A 17,380-nucleotide genomic window follows, 5' to 3' on the forward strand; every position below is an offset into this window, starting at 1 on the left:
CAATTCAACTCAACCCAACGCTGTATCCATCACCATCATCAAACAAAACCCGATCAACAACCCAAGACTGGCCAGTTTGTCATGACCATTGCGTCGCGACTCGGGGATCACTTCGTGGGTCACCACCAGCAGCATAGCCCCCGCCGCCAGCGCCAAACCTAACGGCAACAACACCTGCGCCAGGCTCACCAGCCACGCACACAACAGGGCAAACACCGGCTCAACCAGACCCGACGCCGCGCCGATCAGGAACGCCTTGACCCGCGACATCCCCGCCCCGGCCAGCACCAGCGCAATCACCAGACCTTCCGGCACATCCTGCAAGGCAATGCCCATGGCCAGACTGTCGGCATCCGGCATGCCACCGCCAGCGGAGACACCAACCGCCATGCCTTCCGGAATGTTATGGGCAACGATGGCGAACACGAACAGCCAGATACGCGGTGGAATCACCGGGCGTTCGAGCGTGCCCACGAGCATCTCCGGCGACGCACCGGACAATTGCCGGTCGACCAGAAACAGCCCGAACGCACCGAGCATGATGCCGAAGCAGATCAAGCCACTGGCGGCCCACGGTGTCAGGCCAAGGCTTTCAGCGGCGGCTATACCCGGTACGATCAGCGAAAACGCCGTCGCTGCCAACATCACGCCCGCGCCAAAACCCAGCAATGTATCGCTGAGCGCCTGAGGCATGCGCCGAATCACCAACACCGGCACCGCCCCGAGCGCCGTGCCGAGCGCGCAGATCGCCCCGCCTTGCAACGCCCGGGAAAGCCTCGGTTCCAGATCCAGCCATTCCAGTCCGTGAGCGACCAGCAAGGTCATGCCCGCCAACAGCAAGAGCGACCCCACCGCGTAACGAAACATACGCCCACTTCCGATCGCCAGTGTTTCAGTGCCCATAGTCAGCCTTGAATTGTTTTTATAGACGACTTAAACCAGTGCGGCTTTGTAGCGCGCAGCCACTTCAGGCCAATTGATCACGTTGTAGAACGCGTTGATGTATTCCGGACGACGGTTCTGGTAACGCAAGTAATAGGCGTGCTCCCAGACGTCGAGACCAAGAATCGGCGTATTGCCATTCATCAGTGGACTGTCCTGATTGCCGCTGCTTTCCACGATCAGCTTTTTCTCAGGGGTCACGCTGAGCCAGGCCCAACCACTGCCGAAACGGGTCAACGCGGCTTTGGTGAACGCCTCTTTGAAACTGTCCAGACCACCCAGTTGTTCATCAATGGCCTTGGCCAGTGCACCATCAGGCTTACCGCCACCGCTTGGCACCATGACTTCCCAGAACAGCGAATGGTTGGCGTGACCGCCGCCCTGATTGATCACTGCTGCACGGAGTTTTTCCGGCAATTGCTGAACGCTGGCGACCAGTTTTTCCACCGGCCACTCGGCATATTCCGTGCCTTCTACTGCGGCGTTGAGGTTGTTGATGTAGGTCTGATGATGCTTGGTGTAGTGGATCTCCATGGTCTGCGCATCGATATGCGGTTCGAGGGCGTCGTAGGCGTAAGGCAAGGCAGGCAGGGTAAAAGCCATTTCAATGGACTCCATGGTGATGTGGGGCAGGCGCGCGACGCGCATTGCCGGTATCCGGGTGCAGCAGGCGCTGAGTGCGTGGGTATTCGCCGTGCTCGCTGATGAAATTCAGCAACTCGACGTAGGTCTTGCTGCTCTGGCGCAGCGCCGCTTCACGCAGGGCCGGGCGCAGGCGCTCGTCCTGCATGGTCTGCAACAGCCGCTGGTGGATCGCGCAGAGATACTCGGCGCTCTCCTCTGGCTGATTCAGGCGCAGGTGCAGATCTGCCAGGTTGTGATGGGAGATGACGCAGGCCGCCACCGCTTCGTCGGCATCTGCCCAGCGTTCGAACAACACTTGCGCCAGGGCCAGGGCTTGCAGGTAAGCCTCACGGGCGTCGATCAATTCGCCCAGCATGAAGCAGCGATTGGCCCGTTCGATCGTGAGTTTCCAGTGCTCCATGGTGAGCCTCCAAAGCGGTTGCGGGGTTTACACGCCGCCAGCTGTGAGCTTCTCGGGATTGAGTAACTCTTCCAGCTGGTTACGCGACAGGTCAGTGTGTTCCAGCGCAACGTCGATCACCGGGCGGCCCTGTTTGTAGGCCTGCTTGGCGATTTCAGCGGCTTTCTGGTAACCGATGATCGGGTTGAGCGCGGTGACCAGAATCGGGTTGCGCGACAGCGCTTCCTTGAGCCGCGACTCATTGACCTTGAATGTGGCGATGGCCTTGTCGCCGAGCAGACGGCTGGAATTGGCCAGCAGTTCGATGCTGCTCAACAGGTTCTGGGCGATGATCGGCAGCATCACGTTCAGTTCGAAATTGCCCGACTGACCGGCAATGGTGATCACCGAATCGTTGCCGATCACTTGCGCAGCAACCATGGCAGTGGCTTCCGGAATCACCGGGTTGACCTTGCCCGGCATGATCGACGAGCCCGGTTGCAAGGCTTCCAGTTCGATTTCGCCGAGGCCGGCGAGCGGGCCGGAGTTCATCCAGCGCAGGTCATTGGCGATTTTCATCAACGAAACGGCGGTGGCCTTGAGCTGGCCGGAAACGGCGACGGCGGTGTCTTGCGAGCCGATCAGGGCGAACAGATCCTTGCCTTGGGTGAATTGCACGTTGGTCAACTGGCTCAGTTGACGACTGAAACGAGCGGCGAATTCAGGATGTGCGTTGATCCCGGTGCCAACCGCCGTGCCGCCCTGCGCCAGGGATTGCAGGCTTGGCAGCAAATCCTGCAGATGACCGATGTTGGCCTTGAGTTGCTGCGCCCAACCATTGAGCACCTGGCTCATGCGCACCGGCATCGCGTCCATCAAGTGAGTGCGCCCGGTTTTGACGTGGTGATGCACCTGCTCGGCTTTGTGCTCGATCACTTGCACCAGATGCAGCAGCGCCGGCAGCAGTTGTTCGTGCAGGGCCAGCGCAGCGCTGACGTGGATCGTGGTCGGGATGATGTCGTTGCTGCTCTGGCCGCAGTTGACGTGATCGTTGGCATTCACTGGCTCGCCGAGCAGGCGACTGGCCAGGGTCGCGATCACTTCGTTGGCGTTCATGTTGGAGCTGGTGCCGGAACCGGTCTGGAAGATATCCACCGGGAAGTGCTGCATGAAGTCGCCTTCGAGCAACCCTTGGGCGGCGTCGCTGATGGCTTTGCCCTGGGCGGCGCTGATCTGGTTGAGTTCGACGTTAGCCCGGGCGGCAGCCGCTTTGGCCAGAATCAGCGCACGAATGAACTGTGTCGGCATCGGCTTGCCGCTGATCGGAAAGTTATCCACTGCGCGCTGGGTCTGCGCGCCGTAGAGAGCGTCCACCGGCACCTGCAGTTCGCCCATGCTGTCGCGCTCAATACGTGTCTTGGTCATCGGTAAATCCTTGGACTAGTTCAATGAGAGGAATCGAGGGAAGCAACTCGCAGGTCGCCAGTTGCCAGGTGTAGCGCTGCCAGCGCTTGAGCCGGCATTTGCACAGCGACAGACGCTCCATTTCACGCAGTGGGCGCCAGGCTTGATCGAGACAGAGACTGCGCCAGTGCCACGGCAAGGCGATGTCGGTGGCCGTGTCGAGCAGCAGACGGAAAGAGGTTTCAGCGATGGTCCACGGGGAAGTTGCCGTACAGCAGGCCAGATACCGCCCTTCGGCGAGGTAATGCTCGATCAGGCGCGGCTCGTCTGGATCCATCGCGCAACGGATCTGGCGACTCATCCAGCGCCAGTTTTCGAGGTACGGCTGCTCGTGCAAGGCAGAACTCATGATCCGGGCTCATTCGATAATGAGATTTATTATTAGATGATAATGAGAACCAAAACAAGAGTTCCGAGCTAAGCAGATTTCATTGTGGGAGCGAGCCTGCTCGCGAAGGCGTCGTGTCAGTCACCATGGAGATTGGCAGTTAAATCGCCTTCGCGAGCAGGCTCGCTCCCACAGGATCTTGTGTGACACCAATGAAAAAGGCGCGCCATCCGATGAGATGGCGCGCCTTTTGGTGTAACGGGGCCGGGTTTAGCTGCCCGCCACCGTCATCCGTTCGATCAACACGGAACCTGTGCGGATATTGCTGCGCAGTTCCAGATCGTTACCCACGGCGACGATCTGCTTGAACATGTCGCGCATGTTGCCGGCGATGGTCACTTCCTGCACCGCGAACTGGATTTCGCCGTTCTCGACCCAGAAACCCGCCGCTCCGCGCGAATAGTCACCAGTGACCATGTTCAAGCCATGGCCCATCAATTCGGTCACCAACAAACCACGGCCCATGCGTCGCAGCAGCGCCGCCTGGTCTTCATCGCCATGGGTGACGAACAAGTTGTGCACGCCGCCGGCGTTGGCGGTGCTCGGCATGCCGAGCTTGCGCCCGGAGTAAGTGCCGAGGATGTATGACACCAACTCGCCTTTTTCGACGAACGGTTTGGCATAAGTTGCCAGGCCATCGCCGTCATACGAAGCACTGCCCATGGCGCGCATCAAGTGCGGGCGCTCGTCGATGGTCAGCCACTCGGGGAACAGCTTCTGCCCCAGCGTACCTTCCAGGAACGATGATTTGCGATACAGGCTGCCTCCGGACACCGCCGAAAGGAAACTGCCGAACAATCCACCTGCCAGCTCAGCAGAAAACAGCACCGGCACTTCACAGGTCGGTACCGGACGCGCGCCCAGGCGGCTTGCTGCTCGTTGTGCGGCCTTCTGACCAATGCTCACCGGATCGGCGAGCAATGTGCCCTGACGACTCACGTCATACCAGTAATCACGCTGCATCTGGCCACCGGCTTCGGCGATCATCACGCAGCTCAGGCTGTGCCGTGTCGACGCATAGCCACCAATGAAACCGTGGCTGTTGCCATACACGCGGCAACCCTGATGGGTGCTGAGCGTGGTGCCATCGGCGTTCTTGATCCGCGCATCGGCGTCGAATGCCGCCGCTTCACAGAGCAACGCTTTCTCGATGGCTTGCTCCGGGGTGATGTCCCATTCGTGAAACAGGTCGAAATCCTGCAGATCCTTGGCCATCAGCGCCGCATCGGCGAGGCCCGAGGCTTCGTCTTCAGAGGTGTGTTTGGCGATGGCCAATGCAGCGGCAACCGTTTCGCGAATCGCATCCGGGCCGGTGGCGGAGGTGCTGGCCGAGCCTTTGCGCTGACCGACATAGAGCGTGATGCCAAAACCCTGATCGCGGTTGAACTCGACTGTTTCGACTTCGCGCTGGCGCACCGAGGTCGACAGCCCCTGCTCCAGCGACACCGCTACTTCACAGGCACTGGCGCCCTGACGCTTGGCTTCGGCGATGATCTGCTCGACCTGTTCTTGCAGTGCCGGCAATGCCTGCGGGCCGACGCTTTCAACTGCACTCATGCTCATCTCCACTCAAATTCTGCTTTCGGCTGGGGTCATCGAGCGACCGGGCCGGACACGCGGCCCCCGACTGGTTATCATGGCGGCGTTTCTTTGCGGACTGCCACCATGGTTGATTCTTACGACGACTCCCTCGATACGGGAGAAAAAAGCAAATCTCAGGTCAAACGCGAGCTGCATGCTCTGGTTGACCTCGGCGAGCGCCTGACAACACTCAAGCCTGACTTGGTCGCTAAACTGCCTTTGACCGACGCCATGCGCCGGGCCTTGGCCGATGCGCCCAAGCACACCGCGAACATCGCGCGTAAACGGCACTTGCAGTTCATCGGCAAACTGATGCGCGATCAGGACACTGACGCGATTCTGACCTTGCTCGATCAACTCGATGCCTCGACTCGTCAGTACAACGAGCGTTTCCACAACCTCGAACGCTGGCGTGATCGCCTGATCGCGGGCGACGATGCCGTGCTGGAGAAGTTCGTCATCGAGTACCCGGACGCCGATCGCCAGCAACTGCGTTCCCTGATCCGTCAGGCTCAGCATGAGGTTGCGCAAAACAAACCTCCTGCTTCCAGCCGCAAGATCTTCAAATACATCCGTGAACTGGACGAGACTCAACGCGGACTGCGTTGATATTCGTCACCGGGTGGTCGCCCTGTGCGCCACCCGCAGTTCCACCTTTCCTTATGCGCCCGTGCCACCCACGGTGATCGCATCGATTTTCAGCGTCGGCTGGCCAACTCCCACCGGTACCGACTGCCCATCCTTGCCACACGTGCCTACGCCGCTGTCCAGCGCCAGATCGTTACCGACCATCGACACCCGGCTCATCGCCTCAGGGCCGTTGCCGATCAACGTCGCACCTTTGACCGGCGCGGTAATCTTGCCGTCTTCGATCAGGTACGCCTCACTGGTGGAGAACACAAACTTGCCGCTGGTGATGTCGACCTGACCGCCACCAAGGTTGGCGCAGTAGATGCCCTTCTTCACCGAAGCGATGATTTCTGCCGGATCGCTTTCGCCGCCGAGCATGTAAGTGTTGGTCATCCGTGGCATCGGCAAGTGCGCATAGGATTCGCGACGGCCGTTGCCGGTGCGTGCGACGCCCATCAGGCGCGCGTTGAGCTTGTCTTGCATGTAGCCCTTGAGCACACCGTTTTCGATCAGCGTGGTGCACTCGGTCGGAGTGCCTTCGTCGTCGACACTCAGCGAACCGCGACGGCCACTCAGGGTGCCGTCATCGACAATGGTGCACAGCTTCGAGGCAACCATTTCGCCCATGCGCCCGCTGTAGGCGGAGCTGCCCTTGCGGTTGAAGTCGCCTTCCAGACCGTGGCCGACCGCTTCGTGCAGCAGTACGCCAGACCAGCCCGACCCCAACACCACCGGCAAGGTCCCGGCCGGTGCCGGAATCGCTTCGAGGTTGACCAGCGCCTGACGCAACGCTTCGCGGGCATAACCCATGGCACGGTCTTCGGCGAGGAAATAACGGTAGTCGGTACGTCCGCCGCCGCCATGGCCGCCGCGCTCGCGACGACCATTCTGCTCAACGATGACGCTGACGTTGAAGCGCACCAGTGGTCGCACATCCGCCGCCAGGCCGCCGTCGGTGGAAGCCACCAGAATTCGCTCCCAGACACCGGCCATGCTCACGCTGACCTGCTGAATGCGCGGGTCAAGCGCACGCGTGGCAACGTCGATGCGCTTGAGCAGTTCAACTTTCTCGGCACGGCTCAACACTTCCAGCGGGTTATCCGGGGCGTACAACTGCGCGACGTCCTGAGTGGTAAACGCCTGCACCGTGCCGTTCTGCCCGGCCCGGGAGATTGAGCGCGCCGCACGCGCCGCAGCGCCCAAGGCTTCGAGGGTGATCGCGTTGCTGTAGGCAAAACCGGTTTTTTCACCGGACTGCGCACGCACACCGACACCCTGATCGAGGTTGAAGCTGCCTTCCTTGACGATGCCGTCTTCCAGCGCCCAGGACTCGGAAATCTGGCCCTGGAAATACAGGTCGGCGGCATCGATGCCCGGGCCCGCCAGATCGCCGAGCACGCCTTGCAGGCTCTCGATCGTTACGCCGCCGGGCGCCAAAAGGTGATCACTGACTGAGGACAACAACTCGCTCATGGTTTAGGCCTTAAATTCATGTTCTGAAGCAGGTCGCTGTGCGCCCTGCGAGAAAAACCGCCGATGATTCGTCACCGGCATCCGCGCCCTGATGGACGCTTGTTCGTCGCTATCGCGTTCGGCCAACAACACCGCTTCGCCTTGATCCTGATGCGCCAGCACGCGACCCCACGGGTCGACGATCGCCGCATGCCCGAAGGTTTCTCGCGGCCCCGGATGGGTCCCGCCCTGCGCTGCCGCCAACACATAACACTGAGTCTCGATGGCCCGCGCACGGATCAGCACCTCCCAGTGCGCCGCGCCTGTCACGGCGGTAAAGGCCGACGGAGCGGTAATCAACTCGGCACCGGCGGCACGCAATTCGCTGTACAGCTCCGGAAAGCGCAGGTCATAACACACGGTCAGACCGACTTTGCCCACCGGGGTGTCCGCCACCACCACGCCACTGCCATAAGCATAGTCATCGGATTCGCGGTAACGGCCGCGATTGTCCGCTACATCGACATCGAACAAGTGCAACTTGTCATAGCGTGCAACGATTTCGCCGTGATCGTTGACCAGCAGTGAACAGGCGTGCGACTTGGCGTCGGGTTGATCGACCGGCGGCAACGGCAATGTGCCGCCGACTATCCATAACCTGAGGTCGCGGGCGGTCTGTTTCAACCATGGCAGGATCGGACCTTCGCCAAGCGCCTCGGCGCGGCCGATGTCGGCAATGTCGCGACGGCCCATGGCGGCGAAGTTCTCCGGCAACACGGCCAGCTTCGCGCCCCCCGCTGCCGCTTGTTCAAGCAGGCGCCGGGCCTGAGCCAGATTGGCCAGCACGTCACTCTGGCTGACCATTTGAATCACCGCCAAAGACATGGCCGCTCCTCGGAATCTGCAGATAACGGTGTAGGAGCTGCCGCAGGCTGCGATCTTTTGATGTTGCTTTTAAACCAGATCAAAAGATCGCAGCCTGCGGCAGCTCCTACATAGGGATTAGCGCCATGCTACTCAAAAAGGCTTGTCGAAGGTGATTTTCGGCTCTTTCCACGGGCCTTTGACGGTGTATTTCACACTGGCAAAGCGCGCCACACGGTCGCCGATGAGTTTGTCGATCAGGAACAGTGCGCCGCCGACCGCCGGAGCGCCAACGATCAGCGCGGCAATCGGCAGGTTGTTGGTCACCGGCAACGTCACCAGCAATTTGGCGTCGACCTGATCGCCGACCAGGTCGAGTGTGCCGTCCAGTTCGATGTTGCTTGATGGCCCGGTCAGGCGGATCGGTTCGCGGGTCACGTAGACCCCGTTGTTCGCCACCAGCAGACCTTTGACCCGGTCGTAGCTCAAGCCTTTGCCGAACAGGTCGGAGAAGTCGAGGCGCAAGCGGCGGCCGATGGAATTGAAGTTGAGCAGGCCAAACACCCGCAACGCCTGCGCACCACCTTCCACTTCGACAAACTGGCCTTTGCTCAGCGAAGCATCAAGGGTCCCGGAGAAACGCTTGGTCGCCAGCCATGCGGGCGAACCCGGCCAGCGGCCATCGACGTCCATATGGAATTCTTCGCTGGTCACGCTCGGCGCAAAACCCCAGCCTTTGAGCACATCAGCAAGGTTCTTGCCGCCAATCCGGCCCTTGAACCAGCTATTGGTCGCACCCGGCGCGCCTTCCCAGCCACCGTTGCCCTGCAACAGGATGCCTTTGAGGCCCATGTCGAGGTTGTTCAAGGCAATGCCTTTGGCGGTCGGCCGGACCTTGAGTGACCAGCCACCGACCAGATCCTGCCCCAGGAACAGCTGGTTGATGGTGATATCCAGCGCCGGGATTTTCGTCGGATCGACCGATGCCAAGGGGTCAGGCGCATTCTCGTCAGCCTGCACCGTCGGATCCGGCGCTGGCAGTCGCACGTATTGCAGGTTGACGGCAATCGGCGCGCTTTTGGCATCCGGAAGACTGGCGGTGCCCTTGGCCTGCTGACTGTCCAGCGCCAGATTCCACATTCCCGGCTTGCGATTCACCTGGACCGAAGCCTGATCCAGAGTCGTGCCGAATGCGGTCAGCTTGCCGACCTTGAAGTCGGCACTGCTCAATAGTTGCTTGGCACTGCCACCCGGATCCTGTCCGGCATATTTGTTGACCAGACCCTGCCACGGTGCGACGTCCAATTCCGACAACACACCGCGAATGCGCAAGCCCTTGGCGCCAGGCAACACGGCTTCGCCGGCACCGAGGAACAACTCGCCACGGCCGTCAGCGAAATTGCTCGGTGGCGCCGCGAAGGTGAAATTGGCCAGTTGATCGTAATTGACCCAGTAACGCCGCTCCTGCCCCTGCAGAGTCATGCGGAATACCGTGTCGCGCCCGACATCCGCCGCCATGCCAAATGGCGCGGGCAGATCGACAGCCACACCTTTCATGCTGGAACTGACCATCAACTGACTGTCGGCACCGTCCAGGTTCAACTGCAGCTGATAGGGAATCGTCCCGGACACCGGCAGCGGCTGGCTCACGCCGAGCCAGTCAGTGAGTTTTTTGACCTCAACCTGGCCCGACGCAGCCACGCGGGTCTTGAGTTTGCCAGGGCTGCCGTCAGCGAAGATCTGCGCAGTGACCGGTTTATCGAACGCGCGGGCAGCGATGTTCTGCCCACTGAGGCCCTTGGCGCTGTCGAAACGGAAATCACCTTTGAGCTGGGTCAGCTCCAGTTTCGGCTCGGCCAATTTCAGTCGCGCATTGGCAGTCTTGAAATCGACGACGATCTTCGGCTGGTCACCGCCCTTGTCCAGCGGGATATCCAGTTTGAGTTTGCCTTGCAGATCACCCGCACCTTCCCAGCCGGCAAAGGTTTCGCCCGTGCCGATCGGTGCGTCCTGAAGAATTTTCAGGCCATCACCGAGGCCGCCGGCAAACCCGCCGTCGAGATACATATGGGTATGTTGTCCGGCCGGCACGTGGGGAATGTTGACGAAAACATCGCTGACCTGGGTATCGAGCAACTGGCCCTTGCTGGCCAGAATGCGCACCCCGCTGTCCTCGATGAACACATCGCCGCTGACCTTGCTGACATGCGGCCAGCCTGGCTGGAAGGCCAGTTCGGCGTCATGCACCTTAAAGAACAGACTGATGCTGCGATCCGCCTCACCGGCGTTCTTGCTCAGTGACCCCTGATACTGAAAGAAGCCCTGATCCACGGCGCCCTGAAGGATGGCGGTACGCAACCATTCGTCCAGCGCAGGGCTCAGCACCTGAGGCAAATACTTGGCGGTGTAGCGACCGTCGCCTTCGACCAGACCGACCCGCAGGTCCATATAGTCTTCCTGGCTGTGATCGAAATGCAGACGAATCAGGAAGTCGCCGGCAATCTTGCCTTCTTCACCCAGCACTTTCAGATACGGCGCGATCAGGGTGAAACCGTCTTTATCGAGTTTCCAGGTCAACCGGGCGTTGGCCTGAATGTACTGCCATGGCTTGGCGAAAATCGGATCGAGATGCAGGACAAAGTCCTTGCTGTCCATGCGCAACTCGCCGCCGTCGAGGTTGCCGCTGAGGCTACCGCTGACATTTCGTGCCGCCGGCGCGCCGTGATAAGCATCGAAACCGACGCGGTCGAGGTTGGCCGCGAAGCTGAATTTGCTGCCATCAGTGGCGTTTGGACGGAAATCCAGCAAGACATTGCGCAAACCACCCGTGACCTTCAAACGCTCGACCACCGTGGCAAAACCTTGCGGCAACGGCCCCAATGCGTTGAGCAGCGGTGTAATCGGTGTCAGATCGAGACGGTCAGCCTGCAGGTGCCAGAGTTCGTCAACCTTGTCGGTGGCGATTGTCTGGTGCACTTGTACGCGCGATTCCCAGCGGGTTTCGCCGAAGTTCATCGCCAGCGAATCGAGGGTGACGGTCGCGCCTTTGGCGCTGTTCTCGTAGTAGGCGTTGAGCGCCAGATTGTTGATCTGGATCGGCTTGCGCTCAGCGTAGGCGCCTATCAGTTGCGGCGCATTCAATCGCACTGCGGCACTTTGCAGAGTGCCTTGCGACCAGTTCACCCACAGTTCGCCCCCAGCCTTGATCTCGGAGAAATTCCACTGCTGGGTCAGGCGCCCTGGCAGCCACTTTGCCCAGTCACTTTGCGGCAGGCTGGCGTAACCCTCCACCGAACTGTCCTGCCATTGGCCGGGACGGATGCGCGTGCGCAGGTTCAGCGCAACGGGTTGGCCGTCAGGCAGGGTCAAACGTGCGTCGAGACGCTGACGACTGGCGCCGGTTTTCAGATTGAGGCCGACATAGGTGAGCGTCATCGCCGGGTGATCCAGCGGCTGCAAGGTCACCTGACTGTCGAGCACCGACAACTGCTGAATCATTTGCGAGCGATTGAACAGTTGCTCCGGATCGAACGGCTGATCCTTCTGCACGGGCAGCCCTTCCAGCGCCCAACTGCCATCCTCAGCTTCCTTGAGGCTGATTTTCAGGCCGTTGAGTTCCAGATGCGCGATGCGCACTTCACGAGCCAGCAGACTGGTCCACAGATCCGGCACGACGCGCACCCGATCCAGGCGCAGCGCATTGGCGCCATCACCGACCATGACGTCATGGGCCAGCAGGATCGGTGCAAAACCGCTCCAGTTGCCCTCCAGTTCACCGATCTGCAGCGGCATGCCGAGGGCGGCACTGGCCTTGTCTTCGATCTCGGCGCGGTATTCGGCTACCAGAGGCGTCAGTTCACGACCGAGACTGACGTACAACGCCATCAACACCAGAACCAACGCGCACAGGCCCAGCCCCCAGCGGGTAAGTGCGGCCAAAATGCGTGTCAGACGGTCCATGTCAGTTGGCTCCCATGGCATGAATACTGCGAAAAGCTGAGGCCAGCCGCTGTGGAAAAAGGGTGACGCAGGGGATCAGAGCAACACCACGTCATATTGTTCCTGGGAATACATGGTTTCCACCTGGAAGCGTATGGTGCGGCCGATAAACCCTTCAAGCTCGGCAACGTTACCGGACTCTTCGTCGAGCAACCGATCAACGACTTTCTGGTTCGCCAACACGCGATAACCCTCCGCCTGATAGGCCCGGGCTTCTCGAAGAATCTCGCGGAAAATCTCGTAGCAGATGGTTTCCGGAGTTTTCAGTTTGCCGCGTCCCTGGCAACTGCTGCACGGTTCGCACAGCACTTGCTCAAGGCTTTCGCGGGTACGCTTGCGGGTCATCTGCACCAGGCCCAACTCGGTGATGCCGATGATGTTGGTCTTCGCGTGGTCACGCTCCAGCTGTTTTTCCAGCGTGCGCAGCACCTGGCGCTGGTGCTCTTCATCTTCCATGTCGATGAAGTCGATGATGATGATCCCGCCCAGATTGCGCAGGCGCATCTGCCGGGCAATCGCGGTTGCCGCTTCGAGATTGGTCTTGAAAATGGTTTCTTCAAGATTGCGATGACCGACGAAGGCGCCGGTGTTGACGTCGATGGTGGTCATGGCTTCTGCCGGATCGACCACCAGATAGCCGCCGGATTTCAGCGGCACCTTGCGTTCCAAGGCTTTCTGGATTTCGTCTTCGACACCGTACAGATCAAAAATCGGTCGTTCGCCCGGGTAATGCTCCAGGCGGTCGGCGATTTCCGGCATCAGTTCAGCGACGAACTGTGTGGTTTTCTGAAAGGTTTCCCGGGAATCGATGCGGATCTTCTCGATTTTCGGATTGACCAGGTCGCGCAGCGTGCGCAGGGCCAGACCGAGGTCTTCGTAGATCACGCTCGGCGCAGAAATGGTCTTGATCTGTTCGTTGATCTGATCCCACAGGCGCCGCAGGTAGCGGATGTCCATGAGGATTTCATCGGCTCCCGCGCCCTCGGCAGCGGTACGCAGAATGAAACCGCCGGCCTCTTTGATGCCTTCTTTGGCCACGCAATCGCTGACGACCTGCTTGAGGCGTTCGCGCTCGGCTTCGTCTTCGATTTTCAGGGAAATGCCGACGTGGGCGGTGCGCGGCATGTACACCAGATACCGTGATGGGATCGACAACTGCGTGGTCAGCCGTGCGCCTTTGGAACCGATCGGATCCTTGGTGACTTGCACCACCAGGCTCTGACCTTCGTGCACCAGCGCGCTGATGCTTTCCACCGCAGGGCCTTCGCGCAGAGAGATTTCGGCGGCGTGAATGAACGCCGCACGATCAAGGCCGATGTCGACAAACGCTGCCTGCATACCCGGCAGCACCCGGACAATCTTGCCTTTATAGATGTTGCCGACGATCCCGCGTTTTTGCGTGCGCTCGACGTGGACTTCTTGCAGCACACCGTTTTCGACCACCGCCACGCGCGACTCCATCGGCGTGATGTTGATCAGAATCTCTTCACTCATGGCAGGATCTCGTTCAGGCATGTTCACGATAATGGCCGCATCTTGTTCGTACGACGCTTATTGCGCGTTCAGGTTTTGCCAACAGGGTATGCCGAAATGGCCCAACAGTTCTGCGGTTTCGCAAACGGGCAACCCGACCACCGCCGAATAGCTGCCATTGAGGCCCGCGACAAACACCGCGCCGAGTCCCTGAATGCCATAACCACCGGCCTTGTCCCGGGGCTCGCCACTGGCCCAATAGGCTGCTGCTTCTTCACGGCTGATCGGCCGGAACCGCACCAGACTGCGCACCACTCGCGATTCGCAACGCTGGCCTTCGAGCACGGCAATCGCCGTCAGCACCTCATGCTCCTTGCCGGACAACATCATCAGCATGGCGCATGCATCGGCTTCGTCCACCGGTTTGCCAAGAATTTTGCCGTCGAGCACCACCGCGGTGTCGGCGCCCAGCACACAGAATGCCTGCTCGGACACGATCGTGCGCCGCCCGGCCTCGGCTTTGCCGCGCGCAAGGCGTTCGACATAGGCCGATGGCGATTCTTCAGGAAGCGGGGTTTCATCGATGTCCGCGCTGATGGCGGAGAACGCAACGCCGATTTGCGTGAGCAACTCACGTCGACGCGGCGATCCAGAGGCGAGGTAAAGCGGCTTCATCAAAACATCTCCCTGTTCAGTGCCCTGCTTCACCGGATCAATTGATTTTGTAGCGGCGGCGCAATCCACGCAAAGCGAAGCTGACCCAAGGCCAGAGCAAGGCGCTGACCAGTGCCGGCAGCACCAGCGCCAGGGTCGGCTGGCGGTTGCCAGTCAGGGCACTGAGCCACAACTGCACCAGTTGCGCGAGTCCGAAGATCACCAGGATCACCAGACACTGCTGCCAGATCGGAAACATCCGCAGGCGCTGTTGCAGCGAAAGAACCAGGAAGGTGATCAACGTCAGGATCAGCGCGTTCTGCCCAAGCAGCGTGCCGTAGAGCACGTCTTCCGCCAGCCCCAGACAGAACGCCGTCACCATGCCGACCGTTTGCGGCATGTACAGCGCCCAGAACGTCAGCAGCAAGGCGAGCCACAGCGGGCGCAGGATTTCCATGAATTGCGGCAGCGGCGACACACTGAGCAACATGCCGATGGCAAACGTCAGCCAGACGATCCAGCCGTTTCGCGATGCGGTAGCCCCGACCATTATTCTTGTCTCCCAGTGGTAGCAGGCGCGGTGACCGGCGGTTTCGCCGCAGGTCGTGCAGCAGGCTGGGCAGCCGGAGGCTTGGCGGCCGGAGGCTTGGCGGCCGCCGGAGTGGTTGCCGGTGGTTTTGCGGGCGGTTTGCTCGCAACGGGTTTGGCCGGCGTGGCGCTGGCAGCCGGTGCAACCGGCGTCGCTGCGGCGGCAGGTGTTGCGGCAGCCGGTGGCGTCACGGTTTTCGGTACGGTGGCCGGAATGATCGGACCGCCGCCAAAGGCATCAAGATTTTCCTGAGCTTGCGCGGCATCGTTGGCGCGCTCTTCGGCGGTGCGATTGTCGCTGAATACCAGCAGCAGGTAACGGCTGCGGTTCAACGCGGCGGTCGGCACGGCGCGAACGATCGCGAAGGGCTGGCCGGAATCGTGGATCACTTCCTTGACCGTCGCTACCGGGTAACCGGCCGGGAAGCGCTGGCCGAGGCCGGAGCTGACCAGCAGATCGCCTTCCTTGATGTCGGCGGTATCGGCGACATGACGCAATTCCAGGCGTTCCGGGTTGCCGGTACCGCTGGCAATCGCCCGCAGACCGTTACGGTTCACCTGCACAGGAATGCTGTGAGTGGTGTCGGTCAACAGCAACACCCGGGAGGTGTACGGCATCAGCTCGACCACCTGCCCCATCAGCCCGCGCGCATCGAGCACTGGCTGACCGAGGACCACGCCGTCGCGCTCACCTTTATTGATGATGATGCGATGGGTGAAGGGGTTGGGGTCCATGCCGATCAACTCGGCCACTTCGACCTTCTCGTTGACCAGCGCGGAGGAATTGAGCAACTCGCGCAGCCGGACGTTCTGCTCGGTGAGGGCGGCAAGCTTCTGCATGCGGCCCTGCAACAGCAGGTTCTCGGTCTTGAGTTTTTCGTTTTCGGCGACCAGCTCGGTGCGGCTGCCGAACTGACTGGCAACGCCTTCCCACAAACGACCGGGCAGATCAGTGATCCAGTAGGCGTCCATCAGCACCAGCGACATCTGGCTGCGTGCAGGCTTGAGCAGACTGAAGCGGGCATCGACCACCATCAGCGCAACCGACAACACGGCCAGCACCAACAGGCGGACGCCCAACGAAGGGCCCTTGGCGAAAAGCGGTTTAATAAGCCGCTCCTCCCAGGCAAATGTTCTGTTTATTCATACGGCATCAAACCGGCCTGGATGAAGACTGACAGAAGATAAACGCCAACAGGCAGCACTGCAAAGTGCTGCCTGCGCGCGCTCACCCACGTATTGCAATCGGCGACTTACTCGCTCGAAAGCAGATCCATGGTGTGCTTATCCATCATTTCCAATGCACGGCCACCGCCGCGAGCAACACAGGTCAGCGGATCTTCGGCAACGATCACCGGCAGACCGGTTTCCTGGGCCAGCAACTTGTCGAGGTCACGCAGCAGCGCGCCACCACCGGTCAGCACCAGGCCACGCTCGGCGATGTCGGAAGCCAGTTCCGGCGGCGATTGCTCCAGCGCACTTTTCACGGCCTGAACGATGGTTGCCAAAGACTCTTGCAGAGCTTCCAGCACTTCGTTGGAGTTCAGGGTGAATGCGCGTGGAACGCCTTCGGCCAGGTTGCGACCGCGAACGTCGACTTCGCGAACTTCGCCGCCCGGGTAGGCCGTGCCGATTTCCTGTTTGATGCGCTCGGCGGTCGATTCACCGATCAGGCTGCCGTAGTTACGGCGCACGTAGGTGATGATCGCTTCGTCGAAGCGGTCGCCGCCAACGCGTACGGATTCGGCGTAGACCACACCGTTCAGGGAGATCAGCGCGATTTCAGTGGTACCACCACCGATATCCACGACCATCGAGCCGCGAGCTTCTTCTACCGGCAGGCCGGCACCGATCGCAGCCGCCATTGGCTCTTCGATCAGGAACACTTCACGGGCACCGGCACCAAGGGCCGATTCACGGATGGCACGACGCTCAACCTGAGTGGATTTGCATGGAACGCAGATCAGCACACGAGGGCTAGGCTGCAGAAAGCTGTTTTCGTGAACCTTGTTAATAAAGTATTGCAGCATCTTTTCGCAGACGCTGAAGTCGGCGATCACGCCGTCCTTCATCGGACGAATGGCAGCAATTTTGCCCGGCGTACGGCCGAGCATGCGCTTGGCCTCGGTGCCGACAGCAACGACACTTTTCTGGTTACCGTGTGTCCGAATGGCCACAACCGATGGCTCATTCAGGACGATACCGCGCTCGCGCACGTAAATAAGGGTGTTGGCAGTGCCCAGGTCAATGGAAAGATCGCTGGCAGGCAGGCCGCGCCGGTTCTGGTCCCTGGGCCGGGGACCGTCGGCCGCGCGGGGGGC

Annotated in this window: 15 protein-coding genes; 1 reads left to right on the plus strand and 14 read right to left on the minus strand. The window is 60.6% G+C overall.

Going from position 1 to position 17,380, the window contains the following annotated elements; genetic code table 11:
- Nucleotides 1-9: 9 nt before the first annotated feature.
- The 6 genes from ACIOWE_RS09000 to pmbA all read right to left on the minus strand — a co-directional run bounded on the left by ACIOWE_RS09000 (nucleotide 10) and on the right by pmbA (nucleotide 5,375).
- The gene (locus tag ACIOWE_RS09000) at nucleotides 10-903 is read right to left on the minus strand and encodes a ZIP family metal transporter (RefSeq protein WP_401390016.1); all 894 of its coding nucleotides are present in this window, start codon (nucleotides 901-903) and stop codon (nucleotides 10-12) included.
- 30 nt (nucleotides 904-933) lie between these two features.
- Nucleotides 934-1,545 carry a superoxide dismutase gene (locus ACIOWE_RS09005; RefSeq protein WP_201227969.1) on the minus strand — a complete coding sequence of 204 codons (612 nt, stop codon included), beginning with the start codon at nucleotides 1,543-1,545 and terminating at the stop codon, nucleotides 934-936.
- 1 nt (nucleotide 1,546) lies between these two features.
- Nucleotides 1,547-1,987, minus strand: coding sequence for a hypothetical protein (locus ACIOWE_RS09010; RefSeq protein WP_064119359.1), 441 nt, complete (start codon nucleotides 1,985-1,987; stop codon nucleotides 1,547-1,549).
- 27 nt (nucleotides 1,988-2,014) lie between these two features.
- Nucleotides 2,015-3,391: a class II fumarate hydratase gene (locus tag ACIOWE_RS09015; protein WP_401390020.1), complete on the minus strand. Its 1,377-nt coding sequence runs from the start codon at nucleotides 3,389-3,391 to the stop codon at nucleotides 2,015-2,017.
- Nucleotides 3,372-3,779 carry a FagA protein gene (locus tag ACIOWE_RS09020; protein WP_401390023.1) on the minus strand — a complete coding sequence of 136 codons (408 nt, stop codon included), beginning with the start codon at nucleotides 3,777-3,779 and terminating at the stop codon, nucleotides 3,372-3,374. Before ACIOWE_RS09020 ends, ACIOWE_RS09015 begins: the two co-directional genes overlap by 20 nt.
- Nucleotides 3,780-4,028: 249 nt before the next feature.
- Entirely contained in the window at nucleotides 4,029-5,375 is a 1,347-nt protein-coding gene (gene pmbA, locus ACIOWE_RS09025; RefSeq protein WP_401390026.1) for a metalloprotease PmbA, read from the minus strand.
- Nucleotides 5,376-5,483: 108 nt separating this feature from the next.
- On the opposite strand from pmbA, the gene yjgA reads away from it, so the two are divergent.
- On the plus strand, nucleotides 5,484-6,008 hold the full coding sequence (gene yjgA / locus ACIOWE_RS09030) for a ribosome biogenesis factor YjgA (RefSeq protein ID WP_401390029.1): 525 nt from the start codon (nucleotides 5,484-5,486) through the stop codon (nucleotides 6,006-6,008).
- A 51-nt stretch (nucleotides 6,009-6,059) separates the two neighbouring features.
- Here yjgA and tldD read toward each other — a convergent pair whose 3' ends face one another.
- The 8 genes from tldD to mreB all read right to left on the minus strand — a co-directional run bounded on the left by tldD (nucleotide 6,060) and on the right by mreB (nucleotide 17,329).
- Complete coding sequence (tldD, locus tag ACIOWE_RS09035) at nucleotides 6,060-7,502, minus strand: metalloprotease TldD (protein ID WP_034154473.1); 1,443 nt, start codon at nucleotides 7,500-7,502, stop codon at nucleotides 6,060-6,062.
- Nucleotides 7,503-7,505: 3 nt separating this feature from the next.
- Nucleotides 7,506-8,366: a carbon-nitrogen hydrolase family protein gene (locus ACIOWE_RS09040; protein ID WP_401390031.1), complete on the minus strand. Its 861-nt coding sequence runs from the start codon at nucleotides 8,364-8,366 to the stop codon at nucleotides 7,506-7,508.
- Nucleotides 8,367-8,498: 132 nt separating this feature from the next.
- Entirely contained in the window at nucleotides 8,499-12,305 is a 3,807-nt protein-coding gene (locus ACIOWE_RS09045) for a YhdP family protein (protein WP_401390034.1), read from the minus strand.
- Nucleotides 12,306-12,380: 75 nt separating this feature from the next.
- On the minus strand, nucleotides 12,381-13,838 hold the full coding sequence (gene rng / locus ACIOWE_RS09050; RefSeq protein WP_201235375.1) for a ribonuclease G: 1,458 nt from the start codon (nucleotides 13,836-13,838) through the stop codon (nucleotides 12,381-12,383).
- A 57-nt stretch (nucleotides 13,839-13,895) separates the two neighbouring features.
- Nucleotides 13,896-14,492, minus strand: a complete 597-nt coding sequence (locus ACIOWE_RS09055) for a Maf family protein (RefSeq protein WP_401390037.1) — start codon at nucleotides 14,490-14,492, stop codon at nucleotides 13,896-13,898.
- A 37-nt stretch (nucleotides 14,493-14,529) separates the two neighbouring features.
- Nucleotides 14,530-15,021 carry a rod shape-determining protein MreD gene (mreD, locus tag ACIOWE_RS09060; RefSeq protein WP_103303129.1) on the minus strand — a complete coding sequence of 164 codons (492 nt, stop codon included), beginning with the start codon at nucleotides 15,019-15,021 and terminating at the stop codon, nucleotides 14,530-14,532.
- Nucleotides 15,021-16,169: a rod shape-determining protein MreC gene (gene mreC, locus ACIOWE_RS09065; protein ID WP_401390049.1), complete on the minus strand. Its 1,149-nt coding sequence runs from the start codon at nucleotides 16,167-16,169 to the stop codon at nucleotides 15,021-15,023. Before mreC ends, mreD begins: the two co-directional genes overlap by 1 nt.
- A gap of 143 nt (nucleotides 16,170-16,312) precedes the next feature.
- The gene (gene mreB / locus ACIOWE_RS09070) at nucleotides 16,313-17,329 is read right to left on the minus strand and encodes a rod shape-determining protein MreB (protein WP_401390052.1); all 1,017 of its coding nucleotides are present in this window, start codon (nucleotides 17,327-17,329) and stop codon (nucleotides 16,313-16,315) included.
- Nucleotides 17,330-17,380: the final 51 nt, after the last annotated feature.

Source organism: Pseudomonas sp. NPDC087598, from assembly GCF_044743525.1.
Taxonomy (GTDB): domain Bacteria; phylum Pseudomonadota; class Gammaproteobacteria; order Pseudomonadales; family Pseudomonadaceae; genus Aquipseudomonas.

What these genes read in the sequence shown, in the direction of transcription:
- ACIOWE_RS09015 (WP_401390020.1), bottom strand. Translation starts at nt 3,391, where the DNA reads ATGACCAAGACACGTATTGAGCGCGACAGCATGGGCGAACTGCAGGTG.
- ACIOWE_RS09000 (WP_401390016.1), bottom strand. Translation starts at nt 903, where the DNA reads ATGGGCACTGAAACACTGGCGATCGGAAGTGGGCGTATGTTTCGTTAC.
- ACIOWE_RS09045 (WP_401390034.1), bottom strand. Translation starts at nt 12,305, where the DNA reads ATGGACCGTCTGACACGCATTTTGGCCGCACTTACCCGCTGGGGGCTG.
- pmbA (WP_401390026.1), bottom strand. Translation starts at nt 5,375, where the DNA reads ATGAGTGCAGTTGAAAGCGTCGGCCCGCAGGCATTGCCGGCACTGCAA.
- rng (WP_201235375.1), bottom strand. Translation starts at nt 13,838, where the DNA reads ATGAGTGAAGAGATTCTGATCAACATCACGCCGATGGAGTCGCGCGTG.
- ACIOWE_RS09010 (WP_064119359.1), bottom strand. Translation starts at nt 1,987, where the DNA reads ATGGAGCACTGGAAACTCACGATCGAACGGGCCAATCGCTGCTTCATG.
- ACIOWE_RS09055 (WP_401390037.1), bottom strand. Translation starts at nt 14,492, where the DNA reads ATGAAGCCGCTTTACCTCGCCTCTGGATCGCCGCGTCGACGTGAGTTG.
- ACIOWE_RS09005 (WP_201227969.1), bottom strand. Translation starts at nt 1,545, where the DNA reads ATGGCTTTTACCCTGCCTGCCTTGCCTTACGCCTACGACGCCCTCGAA.
- mreD (WP_103303129.1), bottom strand. Translation starts at nt 15,021, where the DNA reads ATGGTCGGGGCTACCGCATCGCGAAACGGCTGGATCGTCTGGCTGACG.
- ACIOWE_RS09020 (WP_401390023.1), bottom strand. Translation starts at nt 3,779, where the DNA reads ATGAGTTCTGCCTTGCACGAGCAGCCGTACCTCGAAAACTGGCGCTGG.
- ACIOWE_RS09040 (WP_401390031.1), bottom strand. Translation starts at nt 8,366, where the DNA reads ATGTCTTTGGCGGTGATTCAAATGGTCAGCCAGAGTGACGTGCTGGCC.
- tldD (WP_034154473.1), bottom strand. Translation starts at nt 7,502, where the DNA reads ATGAGCGAGTTGTTGTCCTCAGTCAGTGATCACCTTTTGGCGCCCGGC.
- yjgA (WP_401390029.1), top strand. Translation starts at nt 5,484, where the DNA reads ATGGTTGATTCTTACGACGACTCCCTCGATACGGGAGAAAAAAGCAAA.